22 protein-coding genes and 1 tRNA gene (1 of these 23 running past the window's edge) are annotated in these 22989 nt (G+C 60.5%); 14 read left to right on the top strand and 9 right to left on the bottom strand.

The genetic code is table 11. The features are described 5' to 3' along the window. The first annotated feature begins 14 nt into the window (after positions 1–14). Positions 15–770, top strand: a complete 756-nt coding sequence (cobA, locus tag BLV09_RS20435) for a uroporphyrinogen-III C-methyltransferase (RefSeq protein ID WP_146691218.1) — start codon at positions 15–17, stop codon at positions 768–770. 34 nt (positions 771–804) lie between these two features. Here cobA and BLV09_RS20440 read toward each other — a convergent pair whose 3' ends face one another. The 4 genes from BLV09_RS20440 to BLV09_RS20455 form a co-directional block, all read right to left on the bottom strand. Further along, the gene (locus tag BLV09_RS20440) at positions 805–1878 is read right to left on the bottom strand and encodes a HoxN/HupN/NixA family nickel/cobalt transporter (protein ID WP_146688648.1); all 1074 of its coding nucleotides are present in this window, start codon (positions 1876–1878) and stop codon (positions 805–807) included. Between the two features lie 173 nt (positions 1879–2051). Next, on the bottom strand, positions 2052–2354 hold the full coding sequence (locus BLV09_RS20445) for a hypothetical protein (RefSeq protein ID WP_146688649.1): 303 nt from the start codon (positions 2352–2354) through the stop codon (positions 2052–2054). A gap of 200 nt (positions 2355–2554) precedes the next feature. Beyond that, entirely contained in the window at positions 2555–2719 is a 165-nt protein-coding gene (locus tag BLV09_RS20450; RefSeq protein ID WP_100384189.1) for a Flp family type IVb pilin, read from the bottom strand. Positions 2720–3243: 524 nt separating this feature from the next. Beyond that, entirely contained in the window at positions 3244–4485 is a 1242-nt protein-coding gene (locus tag BLV09_RS20455) for a glycosyltransferase 87 family protein (RefSeq protein ID WP_146688650.1), read from the bottom strand. Between the two features lie 582 nt (positions 4486–5067). On the opposite strand from BLV09_RS20455, the gene BLV09_RS20460 reads away from it, so the two are divergent. Then, positions 5068–7374, top strand: a complete 2307-nt coding sequence (locus BLV09_RS20460) for a hypothetical protein (protein WP_167558820.1) — start codon at positions 5068–5070, stop codon at positions 7372–7374. 233 nt (positions 7375–7607) lie between these two features. Here the strand turns inward: BLV09_RS20460 and BLV09_RS20465 are convergent. Next, positions 7608–7684, bottom strand: a tRNA-Met gene (locus tag BLV09_RS20465). Positions 7685–7965: 281 nt separating this feature from the next. On the opposite strand from BLV09_RS20465, the gene BLV09_RS20470 reads away from it, so the two are divergent. Together BLV09_RS20470 and BLV09_RS20475 are read left to right on the top strand one after the other, a co-directional pair. After that, positions 7966–9399 carry a coniferyl aldehyde dehydrogenase gene (locus BLV09_RS20470; protein WP_146688652.1) on the top strand — a complete coding sequence of 478 codons (1434 nt, stop codon included), beginning with the start codon at positions 7966–7968 and terminating at the stop codon, positions 9397–9399. Positions 9400–9565: 166 nt separating this feature from the next. Further along, entirely contained in the window at positions 9566–11173 is a 1608-nt protein-coding gene (locus tag BLV09_RS20475) for a GMC family oxidoreductase (RefSeq protein WP_146688653.1), read from the top strand. Positions 11174–11238: 65 nt separating this feature from the next. Here BLV09_RS20475 and BLV09_RS20480 read toward each other — a convergent pair whose 3' ends face one another. Continuing rightward, complete coding sequence (locus tag BLV09_RS20480; protein WP_146688654.1) at positions 11239–12000, bottom strand: SDR family oxidoreductase; 762 nt, start codon at positions 11998–12000, stop codon at positions 11239–11241. 256 nt (positions 12001–12256) lie between these two features. On the opposite strand from BLV09_RS20480, the gene BLV09_RS20485 reads away from it, so the two are divergent. Both BLV09_RS20485 and BLV09_RS20490 read left to right on the top strand, forming a co-directional pair. Next, positions 12257–13039, top strand: a complete 783-nt coding sequence (locus BLV09_RS20485) for an SDR family oxidoreductase (protein ID WP_146688655.1) — start codon at positions 12257–12259, stop codon at positions 13037–13039. A 16-nt stretch (positions 13040–13055) separates the two neighbouring features. Then, positions 13056–14045, top strand: coding sequence for an NADPH:quinone reductase (locus BLV09_RS20490; protein WP_146688656.1), 990 nt, complete (start codon positions 13056–13058; stop codon positions 14043–14045). On the opposite strand, the gene BLV09_RS20495 is transcribed toward BLV09_RS20490, so the two are convergent. Further along, positions 14046–14459 carry a DUF3775 domain-containing protein gene (locus tag BLV09_RS20495; protein WP_146688657.1) on the bottom strand — a complete coding sequence of 138 codons (414 nt, stop codon included), beginning with the start codon at positions 14457–14459 and terminating at the stop codon, positions 14046–14048. It lies immediately after the preceding gene. Positions 14460–14578: 119 nt separating this feature from the next. On the opposite strand from BLV09_RS20495, the gene BLV09_RS20500 reads away from it, so the two are divergent. The 4 genes from BLV09_RS20500 to BLV09_RS20515 all read left to right on the top strand — a co-directional run bounded on the left by BLV09_RS20500 (position 14579) and on the right by BLV09_RS20515 (position 18093). Next, positions 14579–15421, top strand: a complete 843-nt coding sequence (locus tag BLV09_RS20500; protein ID WP_146688658.1) for an MBL fold metallo-hydrolase — start codon at positions 14579–14581, stop codon at positions 15419–15421. Between the two features lie 172 nt (positions 15422–15593). Next, positions 15594–16436, top strand: a complete 843-nt coding sequence (locus BLV09_RS20505) for a fumarylacetoacetate hydrolase family protein (protein WP_146688659.1) — start codon at positions 15594–15596, stop codon at positions 16434–16436. Positions 16437–16570: 134 nt separating this feature from the next. Continuing rightward, a complete protein-coding gene (locus BLV09_RS20510) occupies positions 16571–17185 on the top strand; it encodes a glutathione S-transferase family protein (protein ID WP_100387220.1) in 615 nt (204 codons plus the stop codon). A gap of 29 nt (positions 17186–17214) precedes the next feature. Beyond that, positions 17215–18093 carry an MBL fold metallo-hydrolase gene (locus tag BLV09_RS20515; protein WP_167558821.1) on the top strand — a complete coding sequence of 293 codons (879 nt, stop codon included), beginning with the start codon at positions 17215–17217 and terminating at the stop codon, positions 18091–18093. Between the two features lie 7 nt (positions 18094–18100). Here the strand turns inward: BLV09_RS20515 and BLV09_RS20520 are convergent, their stop codons facing one another. Further along, a complete protein-coding gene (locus BLV09_RS20520) occupies positions 18101–18643 on the bottom strand; it encodes a methylated-DNA--[protein]-cysteine S-methyltransferase (protein ID WP_100384199.1) in 543 nt (180 codons plus the stop codon). A 124-nt stretch (positions 18644–18767) separates the two neighbouring features. On the opposite strand from BLV09_RS20520, the gene BLV09_RS20525 reads away from it, so the two are divergent. Beyond that, positions 18768–19580, top strand: a complete 813-nt coding sequence (locus BLV09_RS20525) for an alpha/beta fold hydrolase (protein ID WP_100384200.1) — start codon at positions 18768–18770, stop codon at positions 19578–19580. Between the two features lie 77 nt (positions 19581–19657). After that, positions 19658–20473 carry an alpha/beta fold hydrolase gene (locus tag BLV09_RS20530; protein ID WP_146688660.1) on the top strand — a complete coding sequence of 272 codons (816 nt, stop codon included), beginning with the start codon at positions 19658–19660 and terminating at the stop codon, positions 20471–20473. Between the two features lie 27 nt (positions 20474–20500). Here the strand turns inward: BLV09_RS20530 and BLV09_RS20535 are convergent, their stop codons facing one another. Continuing rightward, on the bottom strand, positions 20501–21331 hold the full coding sequence (locus BLV09_RS20535; RefSeq protein WP_146688661.1) for a prephenate dehydrogenase: 831 nt from the start codon (positions 21329–21331) through the stop codon (positions 20501–20503). Positions 21332–21606: 275 nt separating this feature from the next. Here BLV09_RS20535 and BLV09_RS20540 point away from each other — a divergent pair, with 275 nt between their 5' ends. After that, positions 21607–22281 carry a GntR family transcriptional regulator gene (locus BLV09_RS20540; RefSeq protein WP_146688662.1) on the top strand — a complete coding sequence of 225 codons (675 nt, stop codon included), beginning with the start codon at positions 21607–21609 and terminating at the stop codon, positions 22279–22281. Between the two features lie 78 nt (positions 22282–22359). Further along, positions 22360–22989, top strand: partial view of a phytanoyl-CoA dioxygenase family protein gene (locus tag BLV09_RS20545; RefSeq protein WP_146688663.1) — the 5' portion only. It continues 171 nt past the right edge of the window; 630 of the gene's 801 nt are visible here — the first part of the coding sequence; its start codon is at positions 22360–22362; its stop codon lies off the right edge, out of view.

The following is a 22989-nucleotide window of genomic DNA, read 5'->3' on the forward strand; positions in this document are numbered from 1 at the left end:
CCGCGCCAGACTCGATGCCACGGGGCAGCATCGCATTGATCGGCGGCGGACCAGGCGACGTCGATTTACTCACGCTGCGCGCGGTAGAGCGGCTGCGGGCCGCCGATGTTGTCCTCTACGATGACCTTGCAGGCGACGAGATTCTGTCATTTGTCCGCCCGGACGCCGAGCTCATTGCCGTCGGCAAACGAGCTGGCCGCCCCTCGCCGCGTCAGGACGAAGTAAGCCGGCTGATGATCGACCATGCGCTGCTCGGCAAGCGCGTGGTCAGGGTCAAGTCCGGTGATCCCTCGATCTTCGCTCGCACCGATGAAGAAATCTCCGCTGCACGTCGCGCCGGTGTACCGATTGAAATCGTCCCTGGGATCACCACGGCGACCGCAGCCGCAGCCTATCTCTGTACTTCGCTCACCAAGCGACTGGTAGCGCGCCGGGTTCAGATGGTTACCGGCCACGACGTCGATGGCCGACTGCCAACAGATCTGGATCTCGCAGCGCTTGCCGATCCCGGCGCCACGACTTGTGTCTTCATGGGCAAAGCCACCTTCGCCGAACTGGCCGAAAAGCTGATTGCCCGCGGGTTATCCGGCGAGACCCCGACGGTGGTGGTCGAAAGCCTCGGCTCCCCGTCCACCCAGGTCATGGCGGGATCCCTGACCGAAATCGCGACGCGGCTCGCCGCAGCGAAACCGGTCGGGCCATGCTTGATCCTCTACGGCGCCGCGCTCGCCGGCACGGAGCTACGTACCCCAAGCGGAGCTGGAGAGTGAAGCAGCCAAAGGCTTAGCAACCAAGGCTTCGGTTTCACGAGCAGTCGAAATCGGGATTGGTGTCGTATCCCTTAAGGCGATAAATGGCGAACGACAGCGCCCAGCTCGCGATAAAGAGCGCAATTATGCCATAGCCGAGCACGCCGAAATGATCGTTGAGTTGCGAAATCGCGTTCCAGAACGTGCCGCGAAGTTGGAATTGATCGCCGATCAGGCCAAGGGTCTCGATACCGCCGACCACGAACGCCACCAGCACGGACACCGACGTAATGGTGAGATTGTAGAATAATTTGCGCATGGGGTTGCGATACGCCCAGCCATAGGCCCCGAGCATGACGATTCCGTCTGTCGTGTCGACCAGTGTCATGCCCGCGGCGAACAGGAACGGAAAGATCAGCAGTGACCAACTCGAAACGGCGTTCGACGCTTGTGCCGAGAGGCCAAACAGACTGATCTCGCTCGCGGTATCGAAGCCGAGCGCGAACAACAGTCCGATCGGATACAGATGCCAGCTGCGCGAGACGAAACGGAATAGCGGCCTGAACAACCGAGCAAGCCACCCACGCTGATGAAGCAGCGCTTCTATTTCATCCTCGGACATCTTGACGCCGCGTTCAGCCGATCGGAACACCCGATAGAGGCCGAACAACACCACGAGATTGGCGATGGCGATGACGAACAGGAACAGTGCCGACGCCGAAGTTCCGACAATGCCGCCGATCTCGCGGTAAGAAGCGAACTGGCCGTCCAGGGCGTGCGCCGTCAGTGCGACGGCGACGGAGGCCAGCACGACCACCGTCGAGTGGCCAAGCGCGAAGAAGAGGCCGACCGCGATCGGCCGCTTCCCCTCCTGCATCAATTTGCGCGTCACATTGTCGATTGCCGCAATATGATCCGCATCGATCGCGTGACGAAGCCCGAGGCTATAGGCGAGCACCGCGGTTCCGATCAGGACCGGCTGATGAGCGAATGCGACGAATGCCCAGATCCAGCAAGCCAGGTTGGCGCCAACGAGAATTACATAAAGCGCGGCGACCCGGATTCGAAAGGCCGATGCCTCCCAAGAGGCAGCGTCCGTCGATGGTGGGGATCCTGTGTGCACGACCATGATAACTTTCGCTTCGCAAACCCCGAGCGCGGCTCGGGTGGTCGCGCGCCAACATCGATAGTCGGTCAATATATCCAAGATCAGCGGCGCGCCAGACTTGGCAGCGAAAGTTTTGGTTCCTGGTCCACGGTTCCGCCTGCGATCGGGGTGGCCGCGCGAACAATCCATTGAGATTATTGGGTTTTTGATATCGACGTTGGTTGCGGGAAGCGTAACATCCGATTCCTGCGATTGTTCGAGCGATAATGGTCCCATGCGGCAAGAGGGGGATCACGCAGCGATAGCGTTGCGCTGGCGACAACACAGGAAAGGGATGCGGCGAACGCAGCGAACGCAATTATTTGGGCGGTGCCCGAAAGCGCCTCAACAACAATCTGGTCTTTTCTGAGCGCGGCGTAAAAGCAACTGGCGATGAACAGCAACGCGTCCACGACGGCAGCGGCCTGAAACGAAACCCATTCGACCTTCTGAAACATCCAAGCAACGACGCATCAACATGGCGCATGGCCCGATGGCGATCGCGATTCGAATGGCACGACCTGCACGCTGAAATTCATTGTTAACCACGTCACTTGAGACATGGCCAATCAGGTTAGGTGCGACGAAATTTCATCTGCCGTAAAAAAAAGGCCTCGGTAATACCGAGGCCTCAGATGCTTCCTTTGGAAGAGAATTCTTATTTAAGCGAGCTATTGATCGACGAGAACTTGGTGTTCAGGGTGCTGCCGAGACCGTTGACGACGGCAATAATCGCCAGCGCAATGCCGGCGGCAATCAAGCCGTACTCGATGGCGGTCGCGCCGGATTCGTCCTTCACAAAACGCGCAATCAGATTCTTCATAGCTAAACTCCAGGTGTGCAGGTGGCTGGTCCAGTAACTTGGTCGCTTCGGCGTTTTCGCCGTGACCGTGACGTGGACCCTACCGGTGCCGAATTGCGGCTCGGTTAATTTGATCGCGGAAAAACCGCTCGAGTTCGCTGTTCTGAACTAGAGTAAATGCAGGACTAAGATAGTCGCAAAAAGATCGAACGGATCTCCGCCAGTTTCCGCGACGCTGCTGAAGCTTCCGGCCGGCGCCTGGAGCGAGCCGGACGGACGCTGAGAACGTCCGTTCCGCTCTCGCCACCGAAATCCCAAAAGATCGGCGGCTCGGATCGTTCTATCGAGATAAGGTTTCCAAAGCCTTGCCGAGATCGATCAACTCCCGATCTACCGTGCAAGCAGCTATTGCTGCCAAAGCCCCGCTAGCCTTTGTCCAGGACACTTCTTCGATCTTCGGATGCTAATGGCGGAGGTCGCCTCAATCCGAGCTGGGCGGCAACTCAAAAACAGCGCCTGGCGTCGTCGACAGCGTTAGGATCGCTTCACGACTGCGCAATCGGCTCGGGATCACGACGAGGATATTCGACGATGCGCGGACTGTTCCTTCGAAACGCCGGAAGACGGTACGCGATCAAGGCCGAGACGATCAACGTGCTGCCGAGACCAAGCGGTGCCTGGAAAAATGGAAAAATCAAGAGCAGCATTGCCGCGCACCCCAACGCCGGAAGCTCATGCTTCTGGAAACCGTCGGCAAGACCGATGCGAACCAGCAAGGCGATCGGGATCGCCAGCACCATCAAGTCGTACAGAAACAGATAGGGCGTCATCAGCAGCGTGCCGGCCGCAAGTCCCGCCGCCTTCAGCGAATAGCGCGCCCTGCTCCGCCACAGCAGTACCACTGCCACCGCGACCGTCACGGTCATCGCCCATTGCAATGCCCACGCCAGTTGTTCGCTGCCACCGGAGAAACGCACTAAGCCGAACACGCTTTGCAGCTTGAACCAGGTGGCGCGACCTTCCGTGAAGAAAGCCTGGGAGAACATCGGCATCCAGTGAAAGAACGCTTGCCAACTCTCAATGCCGAAAGCGAACCAGGATGCCACCGCCATCATGGCCACCACAGCGCCGGCTGTGATAAATACTGTCCATTGCGACGTTGCTATCAGCACCAGCGGAAACAGCGCGCCGTATTGCGGCTTGTAGCTGAGCAACCCCAGGCAAATGCCCGACAGCATCGGCCTGGTCGGCAACAGATAAAGCGTGCCACCGACCAATGCGGCCGTGAGGAAGCCGTTTTGTCCAACCATCGTATTGGCCAGGACGACGGGAAACGCAGCCCCTAACAGCAATCCGAACGGTCTCCCGACGATCACGCGCATCATCGCGAGGTACCAGACCGAACTAGCTGCCGCCCATCCGATGAAACCCACGCTGTATGGGAATTTCGCCAGCAATGCCGCGACGAACAGAAACGGTGGCGGATAGTGCCAGGCAAAATTGCCGACATAATCCTGGCCGAGCATCGCGACCTGAATCTTCTTCTGGATGTCCCAATCCCAGGCCAGTGCCGGATGACCATCCAGCGCCAGTTTCCCGGCGGACCAGACATTGACGAAATCGGTGGGGATGCCCCGGCCTTGTGCGTCAAAGATCCACCAGTGAGAAAGGCACAGCGCAAAAAAAGCCGAGGCGTTCACGACTGCTAAAACGAAGCAGGCATTCAGCAGCAAAGCGGGAATCTCGGTGTGAGCTCCGGTTTTCGATGCGGGTCCGGTAACGGTCATGCGCTGTCCTTGCACGATTGCACGCGCGGAGCGAATTATCCTCCATTCATAGAGCGCGGTGGCTTGAGGAATGCTTAAGGCTGGACGCTCCTTGCCTTGATTAGGCTGAGTTGGTCCGCCATCTCCCGACCTTCGCTTTCGCTTAACCCAGGTCCGCGTCCTTGCGCGCCGCGGCGCTGATTTTTATCGCGGGTGTCGCACCCGGACCGATCAGGCGTGCAGCCGTGTGGCTGCTCATCCGGGGTGTCGCACCGTCAGAATGGGAACCGGCTGGACTGGAGAAAACCTGCGCTGGGATAGCGTTCGGCCCGTTAAGGATTGCATCAAAAGCGTTCGTCAATTCTTAATTGAGACCCTCTAGAAATATCCCATTCATTCATGGTTCGCCGCTTTGCTTTGGGGAGCCACTGCCAGGATCGGTGGGGTAGCATGAACGTGCACGACTTGAACGGCGAACACGCTGAAGACGTCAACTACCGGCTCGTCCGAATCTTCGGCATCTGTCTCGGCATCCTGGTGCTGACCTATTCAGTGCTGGCGCTCCGTCTGTTTATCGATCGAGGAGAATATCACCCTGTCGATTTGCTGCTGATTTCGACCCGCGTGCTGCTCGGTGCGGCGACGCTGCTGGCCTTGCTTCACCCCCGGATCGAGCGTCTGTGCGTTCGTCAGATCGGCCAGATGAGCACGCTCTTTGAGGAGGGGTATTCAAGAACAAGCGACGGAGAAAAAATCAGATTCATCGTGCTGGTTACGATGGCTGGTTTGTTGCTCGAATTGGTCATGATCCGATGGCTGGCATCGGTATTTCCGGTGTTTTCGTTCTTCAAGAACTTCACGCTCCTGGCATGCTTCCTCGGTCTGGGTGCCGGATACGCGGTCGCAGACAAGCAGCGTTGCGCGCCGGCACTGGTGCTTCCAATGCTCGCGCTGTTTGTCGCGATCATTACCCTTCTTCGCTACGACGTCGGCGCCGACACCGGTTTCTTTTCGGCCTTACCGATGCTTGAACAGACTTCCATCAGTATCTGGATGGACCGGTTGGACTGGCTGACCTTGCTGGTCCAAAGCGCGCCGTTGTACCTGCTGCTCGCAACGAGCTTCATTCTCTGCGCGTGCATCTGCTACCCGGTCGGTCAGCTCGGCGGCAAGTTGCTGCACAGCGCCCCCGCCCTGAAGGCCTACAGCCTTAATCTGTTGGGCAGCATCCTTGGAGTCGCGGCCCTGTTCGTCATGAGCCTGTTCTGGTTGCCGCCGGTTATCTGGTTCACCGCGATCGCCGGAATACTTCTGTTTTTTGTTCTGTCGCAAGACGCGCGCCAGCCTGTTGGGATCGCGAGTTTCTGCTTGCTGATTGTCGTGTTGTCCTGGCCGGTCCAGCCAGAGATCCAGCGGCTTTATTCTCCGTATCAGTTGCTCGAGCGGATGACCAAACCCGACGGCCTGATGAACATCCTGTCGGGTGGATCCTACTATCAGAAAGTATTCAACCTTCCGGAGAGCAACCGCGGACATGAGTCTGAAGAAGACCGCTATGTCCGGGCTTACTACGAATTTCCGTTCAATTTTAAGAAGAAGCCGGAACGCGTCGCGATCGTCGGCGCGGGCAGCGGCAATGACGTGGCTGCGGCGTTGCGTATGGGTGCCTCCCATGTGGATGCAATCGAAATCGACCCGGCTATCGTCTATCTGGGCAAAAACAATCACCCCGAGCATCCCTATGACGATCCGCGCGTCACGGTGATCGTCAATGACGCGCGTAATTTCTTCCGGACAACACACCAGCAGTACGATCTCATCATCTACGGCGTACTGGATTCGCACACCGCGCTAAGCCACGCTTCCAACCTGCGGGTCGATTCCTACGTCTATACGCGCGAGGGGATCACGGAGGCATTCAAGCTGCTGAAGCCCGACGGCGTCATATCCATTTCATTTGCACTTCCGAACGAGTCGCTGGGATACAAGCTGTCGCACATTCTCCAGGGCATACCGGGCGCTGGAAAGCCGTTGTCGGTCCGTGTGCGGTATGATTCGAGCACGACCACCGCATTTGTCACGCAGAAGGGGCGCGACGTGGTCATGCCCGCGAACAGCGAATTTGCTGCCTTCGGCTTCGAAAACGTTTCGGAGCACTTCGCGCAACCTTATCCGGAAGCCAGTATTCCCACCGACGATTGGCCGTTTTTCTACATGATCAGTCGTACATACCCCGTCAGCTATATGATCGCACTCGGCATGGTGATGCTGCTGAGTTATATGTTCGTGCGTAGAACAATTGGTTTGAATGGCCCGATCGAGCGCAGCTACTTGCCGTTCTTCTTTCTGGGATCGGGTTTTATGCTGGTGGAGACCAAAGCCATTACAGAATTGGGACTGCACCTTGGCGGAACCTGGTTTGTTATTGCCGCGACGATCATATTGGTTCTCGTCATGGCATTTCTCGCCAACCTGCTCGTCCAACGGAAGCCTTTGCAGCGAACCGGCTATGCCTATTTCGGGCTGCTGGCCAGCTTGGTCGTTGGTTATTTCTACGCGAGGAACCACGACCTGGTCGTCTTTAGCTCGCCGCTCGCAAGTCTGATCGCGAGCTGCGTGTTGCTTACCATCCCGATGTTCTTTTCCGGTATCGTTTTTTCCTCGCTCATCAGCAGGGCCGGAATCAATATCTCCACCGCGCTTTCATACAATCTGATGGGCGCACTGTTTGGCGGGCTGATGGAATACAACTCCATGTATTTCGGATTTGCATTCCTGTATTTGCTGGCGGCTGGATTTTACTTTCTCGCATGGGTGTTTTCGTGGAATCCGGCTGGGGTCCCGGCATTGCGGCTGTCAGCCATCATAGGCCCGCGTCTGGTGCCGAAGGGACGCGGGTCAACGCGCTGAGACGCTCCTCGGCAAGCCTTCGGCGGTCCTTATGATCAGCGAATGGCTGAACGGTCTTCGGCTTTAGGGCTGCTTCGATCCAGCACGACACCGCAAAATGCCGCAAGGCATGCCAGTGCAGCGCTTAACCCTCCGGTTTTGCGCGCGTCCTTTTCCACGAGGTGGGAATGGTTCGGCGCAAATGAAAAAGCCCGCCAGAGGCGGGCCATCTCACTGATATTGCTATCAAAGCTTGGTTGCGGGGATAGGATTTGAACCTATGACCTTCAGGTTATGAGCCTGACGAGCTACCGGGCTGCTCCACCCCGCGATAAACTGTGCGCGCCTTTCAAAAACCGGTGCCGAAATGAACCGCGAACGCCCTGGGGCGCCGACGATCCCGTCCGGAGGCTTCCTGAGAAGGCAACCCGGGCAGATGCCCTTGGGCCGCGACCGGTATGTATCAACGCAAGCTCGCTTTGGAAAGGGCCAAGCGACGTTTTCCGGGATTTTATGACAGGCAGAATACGGCAAAATCATCTCTAAATGACCGCTCTTGCCAGAGGTTCCGCAAAAGCCCAGCGTTGTGTCAACAAACTATCGGGAAACGCCATGGACCAGCCCCTGAAAAGCCCCGGGCAGAACGCCCTGGAGGACGCCTTTCATCGTCTCTTTGAGCTCACGCGGAGCGCGCCCGCGCCGACATTGGCCGAGCGGCTGGACCGGCTTTCGCGGCTTCGCGCCGCCGTCTCGGAGAATGAATCCCGTTTCGAGCAGGCGATCTCGGCGGATTTCGGTCATCGCTCCTCCATAGAGACCGCGATCGCCGAGACCTTATTGGTGCTCGGTGAGATCAAGCACGCGGCAAAACACCTGAAAAAATGGATGGCACCGCGGCGGATTTCGACCGCGCTGCAATTCATGCCCGCCAAAAACCGCTTGATCCCGCAGCCGCTTGGCGTGGTCGGCATCATTGCGCCCTGGAATTATCCGCTGCAACTCACGTTGGCTCCCGCAGTGGGCGCGCTCGCCGCCGGCAACCGCATCATGATCAAGCCCAGCGAGCTGGCGCCGCGGTTTTCCGCGCTGCTGCGGGACGTGATCGCGGCGAAATTCGACGCCACCGAGATCATGGTCACGGGCATTGACGAGGACATCGCCAAGGCTTTTGCGTCGCTGCCGTTCGACCATCTGATCTTCACCGGCTCGACGCGCGTCGGACGTCTCGTGGCGGAAGCGGCCGGACGCAATTTGACGCCGGTCACGCTCGAACTCGGCGGCAAATCGCCTGTTATTATCGACCGCTCCGCCGATCTCGATCAGGCTGCCGCGCGCATCGCCTATGGCAAGCTGCTCAATGCCGGCCAGACCTGCATCGCGCCCGACTACGCGCTGGTGCCGGAAGCCTCCGTGCAGGCATTTGCCGACAAGCTCGAGGGCCATATGCGGCGCATGTACGGCGCCAACCCTGGCAACGCCGATTACACGTCGATCGTTTCCGACCGGCATTACGCGCGGCTGCAGGGGCTGGTGGCCGATGCCGCGGCGAAGGGTGCGCGGATCCTGCAAGCCGCCAAATCCGACGACCCCGCATGGCAATCGAAGCGCAAGTTTCCGCCGACCATCGTGGTCGGCGCCACGCCTGACATGAACATCATGCAGGAGGAGATTTTCGGGCCATTGCTTCCGGTCGTCGGTTACAAGGACGCCGGCGAGCCGGTTGCCCACATCAACAAGCACGACCGGCCGCTGGCGTTGTACTGGTTCGGCACCGACGATACTGCGCGCGACGAGGTGCTGTCGCGCACGGTCTCCGGCGGCGTCACCGTCAATGACTGCCTGTTTCACTTCACGCAAGTTTATCAGCCGATGGGAGGCGTGGGCGCGTCCGGCACCGGCGCCTATCATGGCGAATGGGGTTTTAACAATTTGAGCAAGCTGAAGCCGGTGTTCTATCGCTCGCCGCTCAACCGGCTCGCCGATCTCTATCCGCCCTATGGCGCCAAGATCGCGTGGCTGCAAAAGATGCTGCGGTGGATGTCGTAATTCTTTAAAGCGTCATTCCGGGCGATGCCAACGGGTCCGCGCAAGTCGCGGCCCGATGACAGGCTCCGCGTCGGATGACGATGTGCCATTGCACATCGGAGAATCTGGAGATTCCGGGTCTGGTCCTTGCGGACCATCCCGGAATGACGGGGTCGGGGGGAAGTGCGTGACGGATACGTTCGATTTCGTGGTCGTGGGCGGCGGCTCCGGCGGTTGCGCAGTGGCAAGCCGGCTTTCCGAGGATCCCAACACCTCGGTGGCGATGCTGGAGGCCGGCGGCAAGGACGACAATTGGGTGGTCACGACGCCCGGCGCGCTGGTGCTGATGGTCGCCGGCAAGGTCAACAACTGGGCGTTCGATACGGTGCCGCAAGCGGGCCTCAACGGCCGCATCGGTTATCAGCCACGCGGCAAAGGGCTTGGCGGCTCGTCCGCGATCAACGCCATGGTCTATATCCGCGGCCACCGCAGCGATTACGATCAGTGGGCCTCGCTCGGCAACACCGGCTGGTCCTATGCCGACGTGCTGCCCTACTTCAGGCGCTCGGAAGATAACGCCGATTTCGGCGGCGAGTATCACGGCAAAGGCGGCCCGCTCGCGGTCAATAAATTGCGCTCAGACAACCCGGTGCAGCAGACCTTTCTGCAGGCCGCGCGCGAGGCGCAATTCCGCGTCCGCGACGATTTCAATGCCGAGGAGCAGGAAGGCCTCGGCATCTATCAGGTGACGCAAAAAAACGGCGAGCGCTGGAGCGCGGCCCGCGGCTACATTCATCCTCACATGGCAACGCGGTCGAATTTGCGCGTCGAAACCAATGCGCTGGCCACCCGCATTATGTTCGAAGGCAAGCGCGCTGTCGGCGTCGAATACAAACAGGGCAACGAAACGCGCCAGATCCGCGCCCGCCGCGAAGTCATCTTGTCTTCCGGTGCGTTTCAGACGCCGCAACTCCTGATGCTATCTGGCGTCGGCGATAGCGCAGCCCTCGCCAGGCACGGCATTGAAAGCCGGCATCATCTGCCGGGAGTCGGACAAAACCTGCAGGACCATCCGGATTTCATTTTCGGCTACACGTCAAATAATCCGAACTTCACCGGTGTCTCGTTCGGCGGGCTGGCGCGGATTTTTCGCGCGATCGGACAATACCGGCGCGAGCGCCGCGGACCGATGACGTCGAATTTCGCCGAGTGCGGCGGTTTCCTCAAGACCCGGCCCGACCTCGATGCGCCGGACATTCAGTTGCATTTCGGCATGGCCATGGTCGACGATCACGGCCGCAAGCGCCATTGGGGCAGCGGGTTCTCCTGTCACGTCTGCCTGCTGCGGCCCAAGAGCCGCGGCAGCGTTGCGTTGAAAAGTGCCGACCCAATGCAGCCCCCTTTGATCGACCCGAATTTCCTGGGCGAAGTCGACGATCTCGAAGCGATGGTCGCGGGCTACAAGACGACGCAGCGGCTGATGGAAACACCGGCGCTGCGGGCGCTGCAGAAGAAGGACATGTTCACCGCCGGCATCAAGACCGACGATGACATTCGCGCCATCCTTCGCGCGCGCGTCGACACCGTCTATCACCCGGTGGGCACCTGCAAGATGGGCGCGAACGATACGATGGCGGTGGTCGATCCGAAACTGAAAGTCTGCGGGATGGATGGCCTGCGCGTGGTCGACGCCTCCATCATGCCGACCTTGATCGGCGGCAACACCAACGCGCCGACCATCATGATCGGCGAGAAGGCCGCCGACATGATCAAGGCGGAGATGCGGGTGGGGTGATCTATTTCTTCGTCATGCCCGGGACAAGCCCAACCACGACAGAGAAACAAGAATTGGCCGCTACTTTACGTCAGCAAGAATCCACCATCGACCGTCACCACGCTGCCGGTCATGTAGCGCGAGGCGTTCGACGCCAGCAGCAGGATCGCGCCGTCGAGATCGGATTCGGCGCCGACGCGGCGTTGCGGAATCCGCTTTGCCAGTTTCTCGCCCGCGGGCGTCGACCAGAACTCATGGTTCATCTCGGTATCGATGTAGCCGGGCGCCAGCGCATTGACGCGGATGCGGTTGCCGGCCAGTTCCAGCGCCATCACCTTGGTCGCCTGCACGATGCCGGCCTTGGAGATCGTGTAGGGCGAGAGAAACTTCATCACGCCGAAGCCGAGCACGGAAGCGATATTGACGATATTGCCTTCCTGTTTGCGCGCGATCATCCGCCGCGCCATTTCGGTCGCCGTGAAATAGGCGCCCTTGAGGTTGGCATTGATCACGGCATCCCAATCGGCCTCGGTCTGGTCCACCGCAAGCTTTTCCACCGCGATGCCGGCATTGTTGATGAGCACGCTGACCGGACCGAGCGCGGCTTCCGCGCTGTCGAGCGCCTTTCCAATCGATGCGGTGTCAGTTACGTCCATCTGCACCGCGACGGCGCGGCCACCCCGGCCGCGAATCTCGTCTTCGAGGCTTTTTAATTTGGCGGTCTGGCGCGCCGCCAGCGCGACGGCCGCGCCATGCGCGGAAAGCACGCGCGCGAATTGCCGTCCTAGCCCCTGCGAGGCGCCGGTGACAAGAATGGTTTCTTGACTGACGTCGAACAGGTCAGGCATGGCAAAATCTCCGGAAAGTGCCGAAACATTGATACAGACGATTTTAGAGGCTTCCAATCCCTGCCCCCTGGACGTCGTGTCGTATATTGATCGACTGAGGAAGGACCGGCGAATATAAGGTCGGCGCTCGGCCGTGCCTGTATTCGTTCGCTGATATGCATTCGAGTAGCAAGGAGTGACTTATCACAGCCGCCCGACTTGGCTACAGTGACGGAACCGACTGCAAAACCATCTGACGTATTGGGAGTGAGACACCGTGGATCTTGGAATCAAAGGCCGCCGCGCCATCGTATGCGCATCCAGCAAGGGTTTGGGACGCGCCTGCGCGATCGCGCTCGCCGCCGAGGGCGTGCATGTCACATTGACGGCGCGGGGCGCGGAAACGCTGACGAAAACCGCTGCGGAAATACGCAAAGCCTATCCCGGCGTCACGGTGACGGAAGTCGCAGGCGACATCACCACGCCGGCTGGCCGCGAAGCTGCGCTGAAAGCCTGTCCCGATCCGGATATCCTGATCAACAATGCCGGCGGCCCGCCTCCTGGCGATTTCCGCAACTGGACCCGCGACGACTGGATCAAGGCAATCGACGCCAACATGCTGACGCCGATCGAACTGATCAAGGCAACGGTCGACGGCATGATGGCGCGCAAATTCGGCCGTATCGTCAACATCACTTCCGCCGCCGTGAAGGCGCCGATCGATATCCTCGGCCTCTCCAACGGTGCTCGCGCCGGACTGACCGGCTTTGTCGCTGGCCTCTCCCGCAAGACGGTCATCAACAACGTCACTATCAATGGCCTGTTGCCGGGACCGTTCGAAACCGATCGCCTGCTTGGCACGGCCAAGGGCGAAGCCGACAAACGCGGCATTCCGCCGGCCCAGGTGCTCGCTGAACGCGCCAAGCTCAATCCCGCGGGCCGCTTCGGCGATCCCGAGGAATTTGGCTTGGCCTGCGCCTTCCTGTGTGGCGCCAAAGCCGGCTTCATCACCGGCCAGAACATCCTGCTCGATGGCGGTGCCTACCCGGGCACGCTCTGAGCGAAGGCGATCAGGCATGAAAGCCGTCTGGTACGAGCGGACCGGCCCGGCGGCAGATGTACTGACCTATGGCGACATGCCGACGCCGGTGGCTGGTCCGGGCGAAGTGCGTATTCGCCTGGAAGCGTCCGGCGTCAATCCGGCCGATGTCGGACGCCGCGGCGGTACCTATCGCGCGATGGAATTTCCCCGCGTAATCCCCAACAGCGATGGCGCCGGCCTGATCGATCAGGTCGGCGACGGCGTCACGCGCCTTCGCATCGGTCAGCGCGTCTGGCTGTTTAGCGGCCAGCGCAATGGACGTGCGTTCGGTACCGCCGCAGAATACATTGCGCTCGCCGAGCATCTGGTGACGCCGCTGCCGGATCATCTGTCGTTCGCGGCAGGCGCCACGCTCGGCATTCCCGGCATGACGGCGTGGTGTTGCCTGTTCGGTGACGGCCCGATCGCGGGACAGACCGTTCTGGTCACCGGCGGTGCCGGCGCGGTCGGCCACTACGCCGTGCAGCTGGCGAAATGGGGCGGCGCACGCGTGATCGCGACGGTTAGTTCGGCCATGAAGGCCGAACAGGCACGTCTCGCAGGCGCTGACCTCGTGATCAATTACAAGACCGAGGACGTGGTCGCAAAGGCGCTGGCCTTTACCGGGCAGCGCGGCGTCGATCGCGTCGTTGACGTCGACTTCGGCGGCAACATTGCAACCATGTTGAAAGCGATGGCGATGAATTCAACCATCGCGGTCTACGCCACCAACGGCAACCGCAATCCGCTGGTGCCGATGCGCGAGCTGATGGAGAAATGCATCGCCTTGCGCGCGCTGGTACTCTATGCGCTGCCGCCGACGCTACTGGCAGCCGCGCAAGCCGACATTGCGAAATGGCTGGCCGCCGGACCGCGCATTCACAATGTGGCTGCGCAGTTCGCCCTATCGGACACGGCGCAAGCTCACCTTGCGGTGGAAAAAGGCGACAAGCTCGGCACCGTCATCGTCAACTGCGCAAGCTAGTTACTGGATCGGCATGGTCCGCTCGTCGGTCCACGACAGGCCGAACTCGTCGAGGCCCTCGGCCAGGAAGTCGCCCAGCATCGGCTCACCCAGCAGATAGCCCGCGGTACGTCCGTTGCGTCCCTCCGCGGCTTCGCGACGCAAATCCTGCCATTCCTCGATTGTGCCGTCACCGCGACCAAGCCGCATCAAGGCAACGAGATCAATCTGCTCGTCCTCGGTCAGCGCGTTAATGAACCCCGTGATCTCGCGCATCACGGGATCCCGGCCATTGTCTTCCAGCACGTCGATCATCTCGTCATCGGCGCCGTTCGATCCGGAATCGGGATCGGAAGCCTCTTCCTTGACGTCGAATTCCCGCGCTTTCTCAATCAAAAAACCGACTTTTTCGGGCGAAATCGTGAGTTCTGGCATCGCGCGCTCCTTTTGTAGGCTGCCCTATAACGCCTGATGCCGCGAGATGATCCATTGCGCAGGTCTCAGGAAATCAGCATCTTCGCCTCCCAAGAAACGGGAGTGAGAGGAAGCGCCGGATGCACTGGAATATAGGCAGGGTCAAAATCACCAAAATCGTCGAACTGGAGACGGTCGGCAGCACCCGATTTATCCTGCCCCTGGCCAGCAACGAGGAAATCCAGAAACTGCCCTGGCTCGTTCCGCATTTCGCCACCGAAGAGGGCCGTCTCAAAATGTCGATCCATTCCCTCGTGATCGAGACGCCCTCCCGCCGCATCGTGGTCGACACCGGGCTCGGCAACGACAAGGAAGGCCGCAAGGTGCCGACCTGGAACAACCGCAAGGATCCGTTCCTCGACACTTTGACGGCCGCGGGCTTCCCTCCTGAAAGCATCGACACTGTGCTCTGCACGCATCTGCACGTCGACCATGTCGGCTGGAACACGAAGCTCGTCGGCGGCAAATGGGTTCCGACCTTTGCCAATGCGCGCTACGTGTTCGGCAAGACCGAATATGAGCACTGGCGCGACCACAGCGACGAGCCCGACAAGGTCGCGGTATTTAACGATTCCGTGAAGCCGATTGCCGATGCCGGCAAGGCCGACCTCGTCGCCAGCGACGCCAGAGTCTGCGATGAAATCACCCTGATATCGACCCCCGGCCACAGCCCGGGCCACATGAGCCTCCACATCAAATCGGACGGCGAACAGGGGCTGCTGAGCGGCGATGTCGCCCACCATCCCTGCCAGATGGCGCATCTGGACTGGTCTTCGACCGCGGATTCCGATCCGGTCCAGTCGGCGGTGACCCGGCGCGAATTGTTCTCGCGATTTGCCGACACGCCGACGCTGGTGATCGGGGGGCACTTCAACGCCGGCCATATCAGGCGCGACGGAAATGCCTTTAAATTTATCGCCTAGGGACGATCCCGACCCGAAGGGCCGCGCCAGCGAAAAGTGGGACCGGTTTTCGGAAAAAGAGCATGCCCAAAGCGTGATTCAGCCCTGCAAATGGGGCCTGGGAGTTGAATTTCCGGCCGCCCTGTTCCATGAAGCTGCCAAGTAAGTAAAACCCCCAAGGGAGTGATTAAAAATGAAGCTTGTTCGTTACGGCGCGCTTGGCCAGGAAAAGCCCGGCCTGATCGATAAATCCGGCCAGTTGCGCGATCTCTCGGCGCAGGTAAAGGACCTCAACGGTGAGGCCTATGCGCCGGCCTCGCTGGCCAAGCTCGCCGGCCTCGATCCGTCCAAGCTTCCCGCCGTCGATGGCAAGCCGCGGCTCGGCGCGCCCGTCACCGGCATTTCGAAATTCGTCGCGATCGGCCTGAACTATGTCGACCATGCCAAGGAAACCGGCAACCCGATTCCGCCGGAACCGATCTTCTTCCTGAAAGCCAACACCAGCCTGAGCGGCCCGAACGATGCGGTGGAGAAACCACGCGGCTCGACCAAGCTCGATTGGGAAGTGGAAATTGCCGCCATTATCGGCACCCGTGCCAAGTACGTTTCCGAAGCCGACGCGCTCAATCACGTCGCCGGCTATTGCGTCTGCAACGACGTGTCGGAGCGCAACTTCCAGATCGAGCGTGGCGGCACCTGGACCAAGGGCAAGTCGCACGACACCTTCGGCCCGGTCGGCCCGTGGCTGGTGACCAAGGACGAGATTCCGGACGTGCAGAAACTGTCGATGTGGCTCGACGTCAACGGCAAGCGCTGCCAGACCGGATCGACCTCGACCATGATCTTCTCGATGGCGAAGTGCATTTCCTACGTCTCGCAATTCCTGACGCTGTTGCCCGGCGACATCATCACGACCGGCACGCCGCCCGGCGTCGGCACCGGCATGAAGCCGCCGAAATTCCTCAATGTCGGCGACGTCGTCACGCTCGGCATCGAAGGGCTTGGCGAGCAACGCCAGGAAATCATCGAGGCGTGATCCACCCAATAACTCGTCATGCCCGGGCTTGACCCGGGCATCCACGTCTTAACAATCCGGGGTCGCAGAAAGACATGGATGGCCGGGTCAAGCCCGGCCATGACGGAGGAAAGAATTTTTCAGGGATATTTCAAATGAAACTCACCTTCTCCCCGGCCTCGCCATTTGCCCGCAAGGTGCGCATTGCCGCCATCGAACTCGGCCTGATCGACAAGATCGAATTCGTGCCGGCGACCGTGGTGCCGGGTCAGCCCAATGATGAATATTCGCAGATCAACCCGGTGAAAAAGCTGCCGGCGCTGATCCTCGACAATGGCGATGTCGTCCTCGATTCCTATGTGATCGTGGAATATCTCGACGAACTCGCCGGCGGCGGGAAGCTGATCCCCGCGTCCGGTCCGACGCGATGGAAGGTCAAAAGCGACCATTCCCTGCTGCAGGGCATGCTGGATTCGATGCTGCTGTGCCGTTATGAGCGAATGGTGCGGCCACAGGGCCTGCAATGGCAGGCATGGTCCGACGATCACTGGAACCGGGCCTGGAACGGCATGGCGCGCTTCGAGAAGCACCCGGACATGTTGTCGCGACCGTTTGACGTCGCACAGATCGGTCTCGTCTGCGTGCTCGGCTACGCCGATTTCCGCTTTCCCGATTGCGGCTGGCGCAAAGCCTATCCGAAGCTCGACGCCTTTCATCAGAAGATGCTGGAGCGCCCCTCAGTGAAGATCTCGGTGCCGCCGGCGGCGTAATCGGAGACATTGCCATCGGAGACATTGCCATGAGTCTCAAGTTCAGCGTCGGCGACCTCACGATCCATCGCATCATCGAGCAGGAAACCACCTTCATGCCGGCGCTGGAGATGCTGCCGGAGCTGACGGGCGCGCTATTGGCGGAGAACAAGCCCTGGATGCAGAAGGCCGGCGCGATCGACGACAGCGACGTGCTGATCCTTTGCTTTCAGTCTTACATCGTCGAGACACCGCATCACACCATTCTGGTCGATAGCTGCATCGGCAATGACAAGCCGCGGCCGCTACGCCCGAAATGGAATATGAAAACCGACGACAGCTACATGCGCGCGCTCGCGGCGGCGGGGTTTTCTCTCAACGATATCGATTTCGTGATGTGCACGCATCTGCATGTCGATCACGTCGGCTGGAATACGCGCCTCGAAGGCGGCCGCTGGGTGCCGACCTTCCCGAATGCGCGTTATTTGTTCGGCAAGCATGAATTCGACTACTGGACCGAGCAGAACGGAAAAGCGCCCGTGCCGCCGTTCGTCGACAGCGTGCTGCCCGTTGTCGAAGCCAACAAGGCCGAGATCGTGCGCAACGATTATGCGATCGGCGATCATGTCCGCATCCTGCCAACGCCAGGACACACGCCCGGGCACATAGCCTTCACTTTCGGCCGCGGCAAGGACGACGCCGTGATGTCCGGCGACCTGATGCACACGCCGCTGCAGACGTATTATCCGGAACTGTCAGCGAAGTTCGATATCGATCCGGCGCAGGCGGCCACCACGCGGCGCAGTTTTCTGGAGCGTTATTGCGACACCGATACGCTGTGCTGCACCGCGCATTTCCCTTCGCCATCAGCGGGAAAAATCCGCCGCCGCGGCAACGGATTTTCCTGCGAAGCGGTGGCGGCGGGTTAGCCTTATCTCAGTCGAACAGGCTCGGCGTGTAATTGACCACCGCGCCCTCGATCTCCAGCATCTTGAGCTTGGTGATGACGCCGCCATTGGCGGAAAATCCGCCGGGCTTGTCGCCGGCAGCGAGCACGCGATGGCAGGGCACCACGACCGGACAGGGGTTGCGCCCAAGCGCCTGGCCGACGTCGCGCGACAGTTCGACGCCGCCGAGCCGTTTGGCGATGTCGCCATAGGTCATCGTCTTGCCGGGTGGGATGGTGCGGGCGATGTCGTAGACGCCACGGTGAAATTCCGGAACGCCGTCGAGGTCGAGCACGACATCGGAGAGATCGTTCGGCTTGCCTGCCAGCAACTCGACGATGCCGTCGATCGCGCTCTGCACCGCCGCCGTGGGCGGCAATTCCGCGATGTCGCCGTAGCGCTGGCGGATGCGGCCGCGGGTCTTATCCTCGCTGCCCATCGGCAGTTGCACCGCGTTGATGCCGCGTTCGCCCCACACGACGCCGCAACGGCCGAGCGCGGTATCGAAGATCGCAAAGCGGTAACCGGTCATGGCTGGCTCCAACTCATATTTACCCCGGAATCTAGGTATGAAAGCAGTTGCGGTCCACCCGGATTCCGGGGCAATTTGCCTGATAACCACGACGTCATCATTCCGATCAGCCGCGATCCCCAGCATGCAAACGCTTCCCGTCAACGGCACCGACATGGCCTATCTCGACATAGGCCGAGGACCGCCGCTGGTCTGCGTGCATGGCTCGCTGTGCGATTTCCGGATCTGGTCCTGCGTGCTCGGACCGCTGTCGAGAAAGCATCGGGTCATCGCGGTGTCCTTGCGGCACTTCTTTCCCGAGCATTGGGACGGCGTCGGTGACACCTATTCGATAGCCCAACATGTCTCCGACGTGATCGCCTTTATCGAGAAGCTGAACGCCGGCCCGGCGGATCTGATGGGACATTCCCGCGGCGGGCATGTCTCATTTCGAGTGGCGCAGCGACGGCCTGATCTGTTGCGCAAATTGATCCTGGCCGAGCCCGGCGGCGAACTCGATGCCTCGCTCGATCCGGCATTCAAGCCCGGCCCCTCCCCGCTCGCCGCGCGGATTGCCGCGTCGGCGGAGATCATCGCCAAAGGAGATATCGACGGCGGCTTGGCGGTTTTCATGGATGCGCTGGAAGGTCCCGGGGCCTGGAAACGACTGCCGGCAACGCCAAAGCAGCTGTTGCGCGACAACGCAACGACGCTGATCGGTCAGACCCGCGACAGGCGTCCGCCATTTTCGAAGGCCGATGCGGAGGCGATCAAGACGCCGACGCTGTTCATCGGCGGCGCCAATACCAAAGGCACGTTGCCGCAGGTGTTGCATACGCTGGCGGCGCACGTTCCCAATTCAAGAACCGAGATGATTCCAGGCGCGACGCATCCGATGTTCGAGCAGGCGCCACAGAAATACTGCGAGATCGTACTGAAATTTCTGGCTGGCGCGTGAGCCAAAGGCGCAGCAGGCGACCACCTTACGTGCCATGATTTTATTTCCTCACGTCATCAGGCCTTGCGGGTAATTCCATGCAAACCCTCCCCGTGAACGGATACGACATGGCCTATCTCGAAATCGGCGAAGGCCGGCCACTGGTCTGCGTGCACGGCACGCTGGGGGACTTCCGCACCTGGTCGGCGGTGCTGGGCCCATTGTCGAGAAAGCATCGGGTGATCCCGGTCAGCCTGCGGCACTTTTTCCCCGAACACTGGGACGGCATCGGGGATGATTATCTGATGGCGCAGCATGTCGCCGACGTGATCGGCTTCATCGAGAAACTGAACGCCGGGCCGGTGGACCTGATGGGGCACTCGCGCGGCGGCCATATCTCATTTCGCATCGCCCAGCAGAGGCCCGAATTGCTGCGCAAGCTGGTGCTGGCCGAGCCGGGCGGCGAACTGGACGCGACGCTCGATGCTGCGGCTGCGACACCCGGCCCCTCGGATCGCGCCGCGCGGTTCGCGGCATCCGCCGAAAGAGTCAAAAACGGCGATGTCGAGGGCGCGCTGAAATTGTTTTTCGATACGATCGAAGGTGAAGGCGGCTGGGGCCGCCTGCCTGCCACCCCCAAGCAGCAATTGCGCGACAATGTCTACACGCTGATCGGCCAGATCGGCGAGAATCGTAAACCCTATGCCAGGGCCGAAGCGCAATCGATTGAGGTGCCCACGTTGTTCATCGGGGGCACGGAGACCAAAGGAAGCCTGCCCGCCGTGCTGCGCGCGCTGGCGGCGCAGGTTCCCGGCGCCAAGACGGCCATGATATCGGGCGCCGGCCACTGGATGTTCGAGCAGGCGCCGCAAGAATATTGCAGGATCGTGCTGGAGTTTCTGGCAGCGGCGTGACGGTGCGGAGAGCCAGCATCCGACAGTTCAGTCGGTCTGTTTGGTTTGGCTTGTGTCGAATTTCACCGACGACCTGTCGGCGCTGAGCCTGACCGGTGAACGATTTCCAAGCTCGGCGTCGAGCGCGGACGCCAGATCGAAGAAGCGCCGTCGGACCCGCTGTGAATACGGATTGGAGCGCTCAATCGCCTGAAAGACCTCCGGCGCGTCATCGCGAACCATGGCAATTGCCTGCACCAGCAGATCGAAGCTTTTCGTCGTCATGCGCGCCGGAAAAGGCTCCATCTGGACCAGCACCTTGGCAATCAGGTGCGTCAACCCTTGGGCCATCGCTGTGTCCTGGTCGTGGGCCTCAGGCGTCGTCATGACGACGTTCAAGCCAAGAGCCTTGCGCAGAAAAGCCGCGACGCGCCGGCCTCGGTCGCCGCGGATCGGACAGATGGCGATCTTCAAGCCGTTGATGCCATCGCGCGCGCTTTGCGGCCCGAACAACGGATGCGTCGCTATGATCGCGACGTGTTCCGGCAAACCACGCCTCATAATCTCTGCCGGAATCATCTTGACGGATCCAACATCCAGTACGAGCGATCCAGGCTTTAAGTGAGGACTGATCGCCGCAACCGATTCTTCGAAGCGGTTGACTGGCACAGCGAGGATGATGATCGGACAACTTGCGGCGCTCCGCAGGTCCGTGAGCATGACATCGAGCATCTCCACACAAGGACCGGGTCGCAGCGCCGGATCATAGGCGTACAGCCGAAAATGCGGCAGGAGATGCCGAGCCGTCAGACGCCCGAAAGCGCCAAAACCGATGATGCCGATCAACGGGCGGGAATTGATATTGCTGTCGTTTGACACGGAGATGCCTCTGCAGAGCTGCGAGGCCAACGGGTCGTATGAAACTCAACCGCTGACACGCAGCGGTTGAAAGATGACGAAACATCCCACCGCTAAGCGAGCGGTGCGTAATACAGTCCGGAGCTGAAACGGATCATCGTCATGCCGGGATAAAAAGATCATTCGGCTGGCGATGTCAAACAAGGAACGGCTGGGTCGGGATCTCCTCTTGACCCCATCTCGTCCCACCGCTAGCTTTCGAATACGGAATTCCGTATTCCAATTGGACGGCGAGCATGATTCCGTTGGACCCGCTCCCAAACCTGATCGATCAGGTCTATTCGCGGATACTGGAAGCGATCATCGACCGCACATTGCCGCCGGGACATCGTATCCGGCAGCACGAACTTGCGGACAGGCTTGGTGTCTCGCGCCAGCCGGTCAGCCACGCCCTGCATCTCCTGCATCGCCAGGGTCTGGTCGCCGAGAGCGGCCGCCGCGGCTTTGAAGTCACGCCACTCGATCCCCTGAGCATCCGCCAGCTCTACGAAGTACGCGGCGCCATCGACGCGCTGGCGGCGCGGCTTGCAGCCGAACGGATCAAGATCGATGTTTCCGGACGCGCGGATCTCGAGGGAGCGCTCCGCGCCGGACGCGCGATCGACCAGAAAACGGCGTTGGCGCGGCTGATCGCGCTCGACGTGGATTTTCACAGCGCGATTTACCGGCTTTCGGGCAATCCAGCGATCGAGGAGATGATCGCGCCGCAATGGCCGCATATGCGCCGCTCGATGGCGACCGTGCTGGCCGAACTGGATTACCGCACCAGCGCCTGGGCCGAACATGAAACCATCGCCGCACACATTCTGTCCGGTAACGCAAAGGCTGCCGAGAGCTCGGCGCTGGCGCATGCCATGAGCGCGGGACAAATGACGGAAGAGAGGCTGAGGAAAGCCGACAAGGCGGCGTAGCAGCAGGCCTCATGGATCGAGCGTGAAAACACGCATCAACCATGAGAAAGACAATCAAAAACCAAAGGAGGAACCATCATGAAGCTGACCCAGCAACAGATCGACGACTTCAACCGCGAAGGCTGGCTGTTTTTGCCGGAGTTGTTCAGCCGCGAGGAGGTCGACCTGCTGGCGCGCGAGGCGGGGGGCATCTACGACGCCAACCGGCCGGAGGTGTGGCGGGAGAAAAGCGGCGCGCCGCGCACCGCCTTCGCCGCGCATCTCTACAACGAGGCGTTCGGCCTGCTCGGCGCCCATCCGCGCATGATCGATCCGGTGGAGCAGATCTTCGGCGAGAAGGTCTACATGCATCAGTACAAGATCAACGCCAAATCGGCCTTCACCGGCGACGTCTGGCAGTGGCACCAGGACTACGGCACCTGGAAGCGCGACGACGGCATGCCGCAGCCGCGGGCGATGAATATCGCGATTTTCCTCGACGAGGTGATGCCGATCAATGGTCCGCTGATGCTGGTGCCGAAGAGCCAGCACGCCGGCGATCTCAAGGCGGCGCACGACCTTCAGACCACGTCATATCCGCTGTGGACACTGGATGAGGAAACGGTAACACGATTGGTGAAGGAAGGCGGCATCGTCGCGCCGACTGGCAAGGCCGGCGGCATGCTGATGTTCCACGGCAATCTGGTTCACGGTTCGGCCGGCAACATC

Source organism: Bradyrhizobium canariense, assembly GCF_900105125.1.
In the GTDB taxonomy this organism is placed as follows: domain Bacteria; phylum Pseudomonadota; class Alphaproteobacteria; order Rhizobiales; family Xanthobacteraceae; genus Bradyrhizobium; species Bradyrhizobium canariense_A.

Excerpts from the sequence above, each read along its gene's own strand:
- BLV09_RS20520 (WP_100384199.1), bottom strand. The coding sequence starts at position 18,643 with ATGACCGGTTACCGCTTTGCGATCTTCGATACCGCGCTCGGCCGTTGC.
- BLV09_RS20470 (WP_146688652.1), top strand. The coding sequence starts at position 7,966 with ATGGACCAGCCCCTGAAAAGCCCCGGGCAGAACGCCCTGGAGGACGCC.
- BLV09_RS20490 (WP_146688656.1), top strand. The coding sequence starts at position 13,056 with ATGAAAGCCGTCTGGTACGAGCGGACCGGCCCGGCGGCAGATGTACTG.
- BLV09_RS20540 (WP_146688662.1), top strand. The coding sequence starts at position 21,607 with ATGATTCCGTTGGACCCGCTCCCAAACCTGATCGATCAGGTCTATTCG.
- BLV09_RS20530 (WP_146688660.1), top strand. The coding sequence starts at position 19,658 with ATGCAAACCCTCCCCGTGAACGGATACGACATGGCCTATCTCGAAATC.
- BLV09_RS20495 (WP_146688657.1), bottom strand. The coding sequence starts at position 14,459 with ATGCCAGAACTCACGATTTCGCCCGAAAAAGTCGGTTTTTTGATTGAG.
- BLV09_RS20480 (WP_146688654.1), bottom strand. The coding sequence starts at position 12,000 with ATGCCTGACCTGTTCGACGTCAGTCAAGAAACCATTCTTGTCACCGGC.
- BLV09_RS20505 (WP_146688659.1), top strand. The coding sequence starts at position 15,594 with ATGAAGCTTGTTCGTTACGGCGCGCTTGGCCAGGAAAAGCCCGGCCTG.
- BLV09_RS20500 (WP_146688658.1), top strand. The coding sequence starts at position 14,579 with ATGCACTGGAATATAGGCAGGGTCAAAATCACCAAAATCGTCGAACTG.
- BLV09_RS20525 (WP_100384200.1), top strand. The coding sequence starts at position 18,768 with ATGCAAACGCTTCCCGTCAACGGCACCGACATGGCCTATCTCGACATA.
- BLV09_RS20445 (WP_146688649.1), bottom strand. The coding sequence starts at position 2,354 with ATGTTTCAGAAGGTCGAATGGGTTTCGTTTCAGGCCGCTGCCGTCGTG.
- cobA (WP_146691218.1), top strand. The coding sequence starts at position 15 with ATGCCACGGGGCAGCATCGCATTGATCGGCGGCGGACCAGGCGACGTC.
- BLV09_RS20510 (WP_100387220.1), top strand. The coding sequence starts at position 16,571 with ATGAAACTCACCTTCTCCCCGGCCTCGCCATTTGCCCGCAAGGTGCGC.
- BLV09_RS20515 (WP_167558821.1), top strand. The coding sequence starts at position 17,215 with ATGAGTCTCAAGTTCAGCGTCGGCGACCTCACGATCCATCGCATCATC.
- BLV09_RS20440 (WP_146688648.1), bottom strand. The coding sequence starts at position 1,878 with ATGGTCGTGCACACAGGATCCCCACCATCGACGGACGCTGCCTCTTGG.
- BLV09_RS20450 (WP_100384189.1), bottom strand. The coding sequence starts at position 2,719 with ATGAAGAATCTGATTGCGCGTTTTGTGAAGGACGAATCCGGCGCGACC.
- BLV09_RS20455 (WP_146688650.1), bottom strand. The coding sequence starts at position 4,485 with ATGACCGTTACCGGACCCGCATCGAAAACCGGAGCTCACACCGAGATT.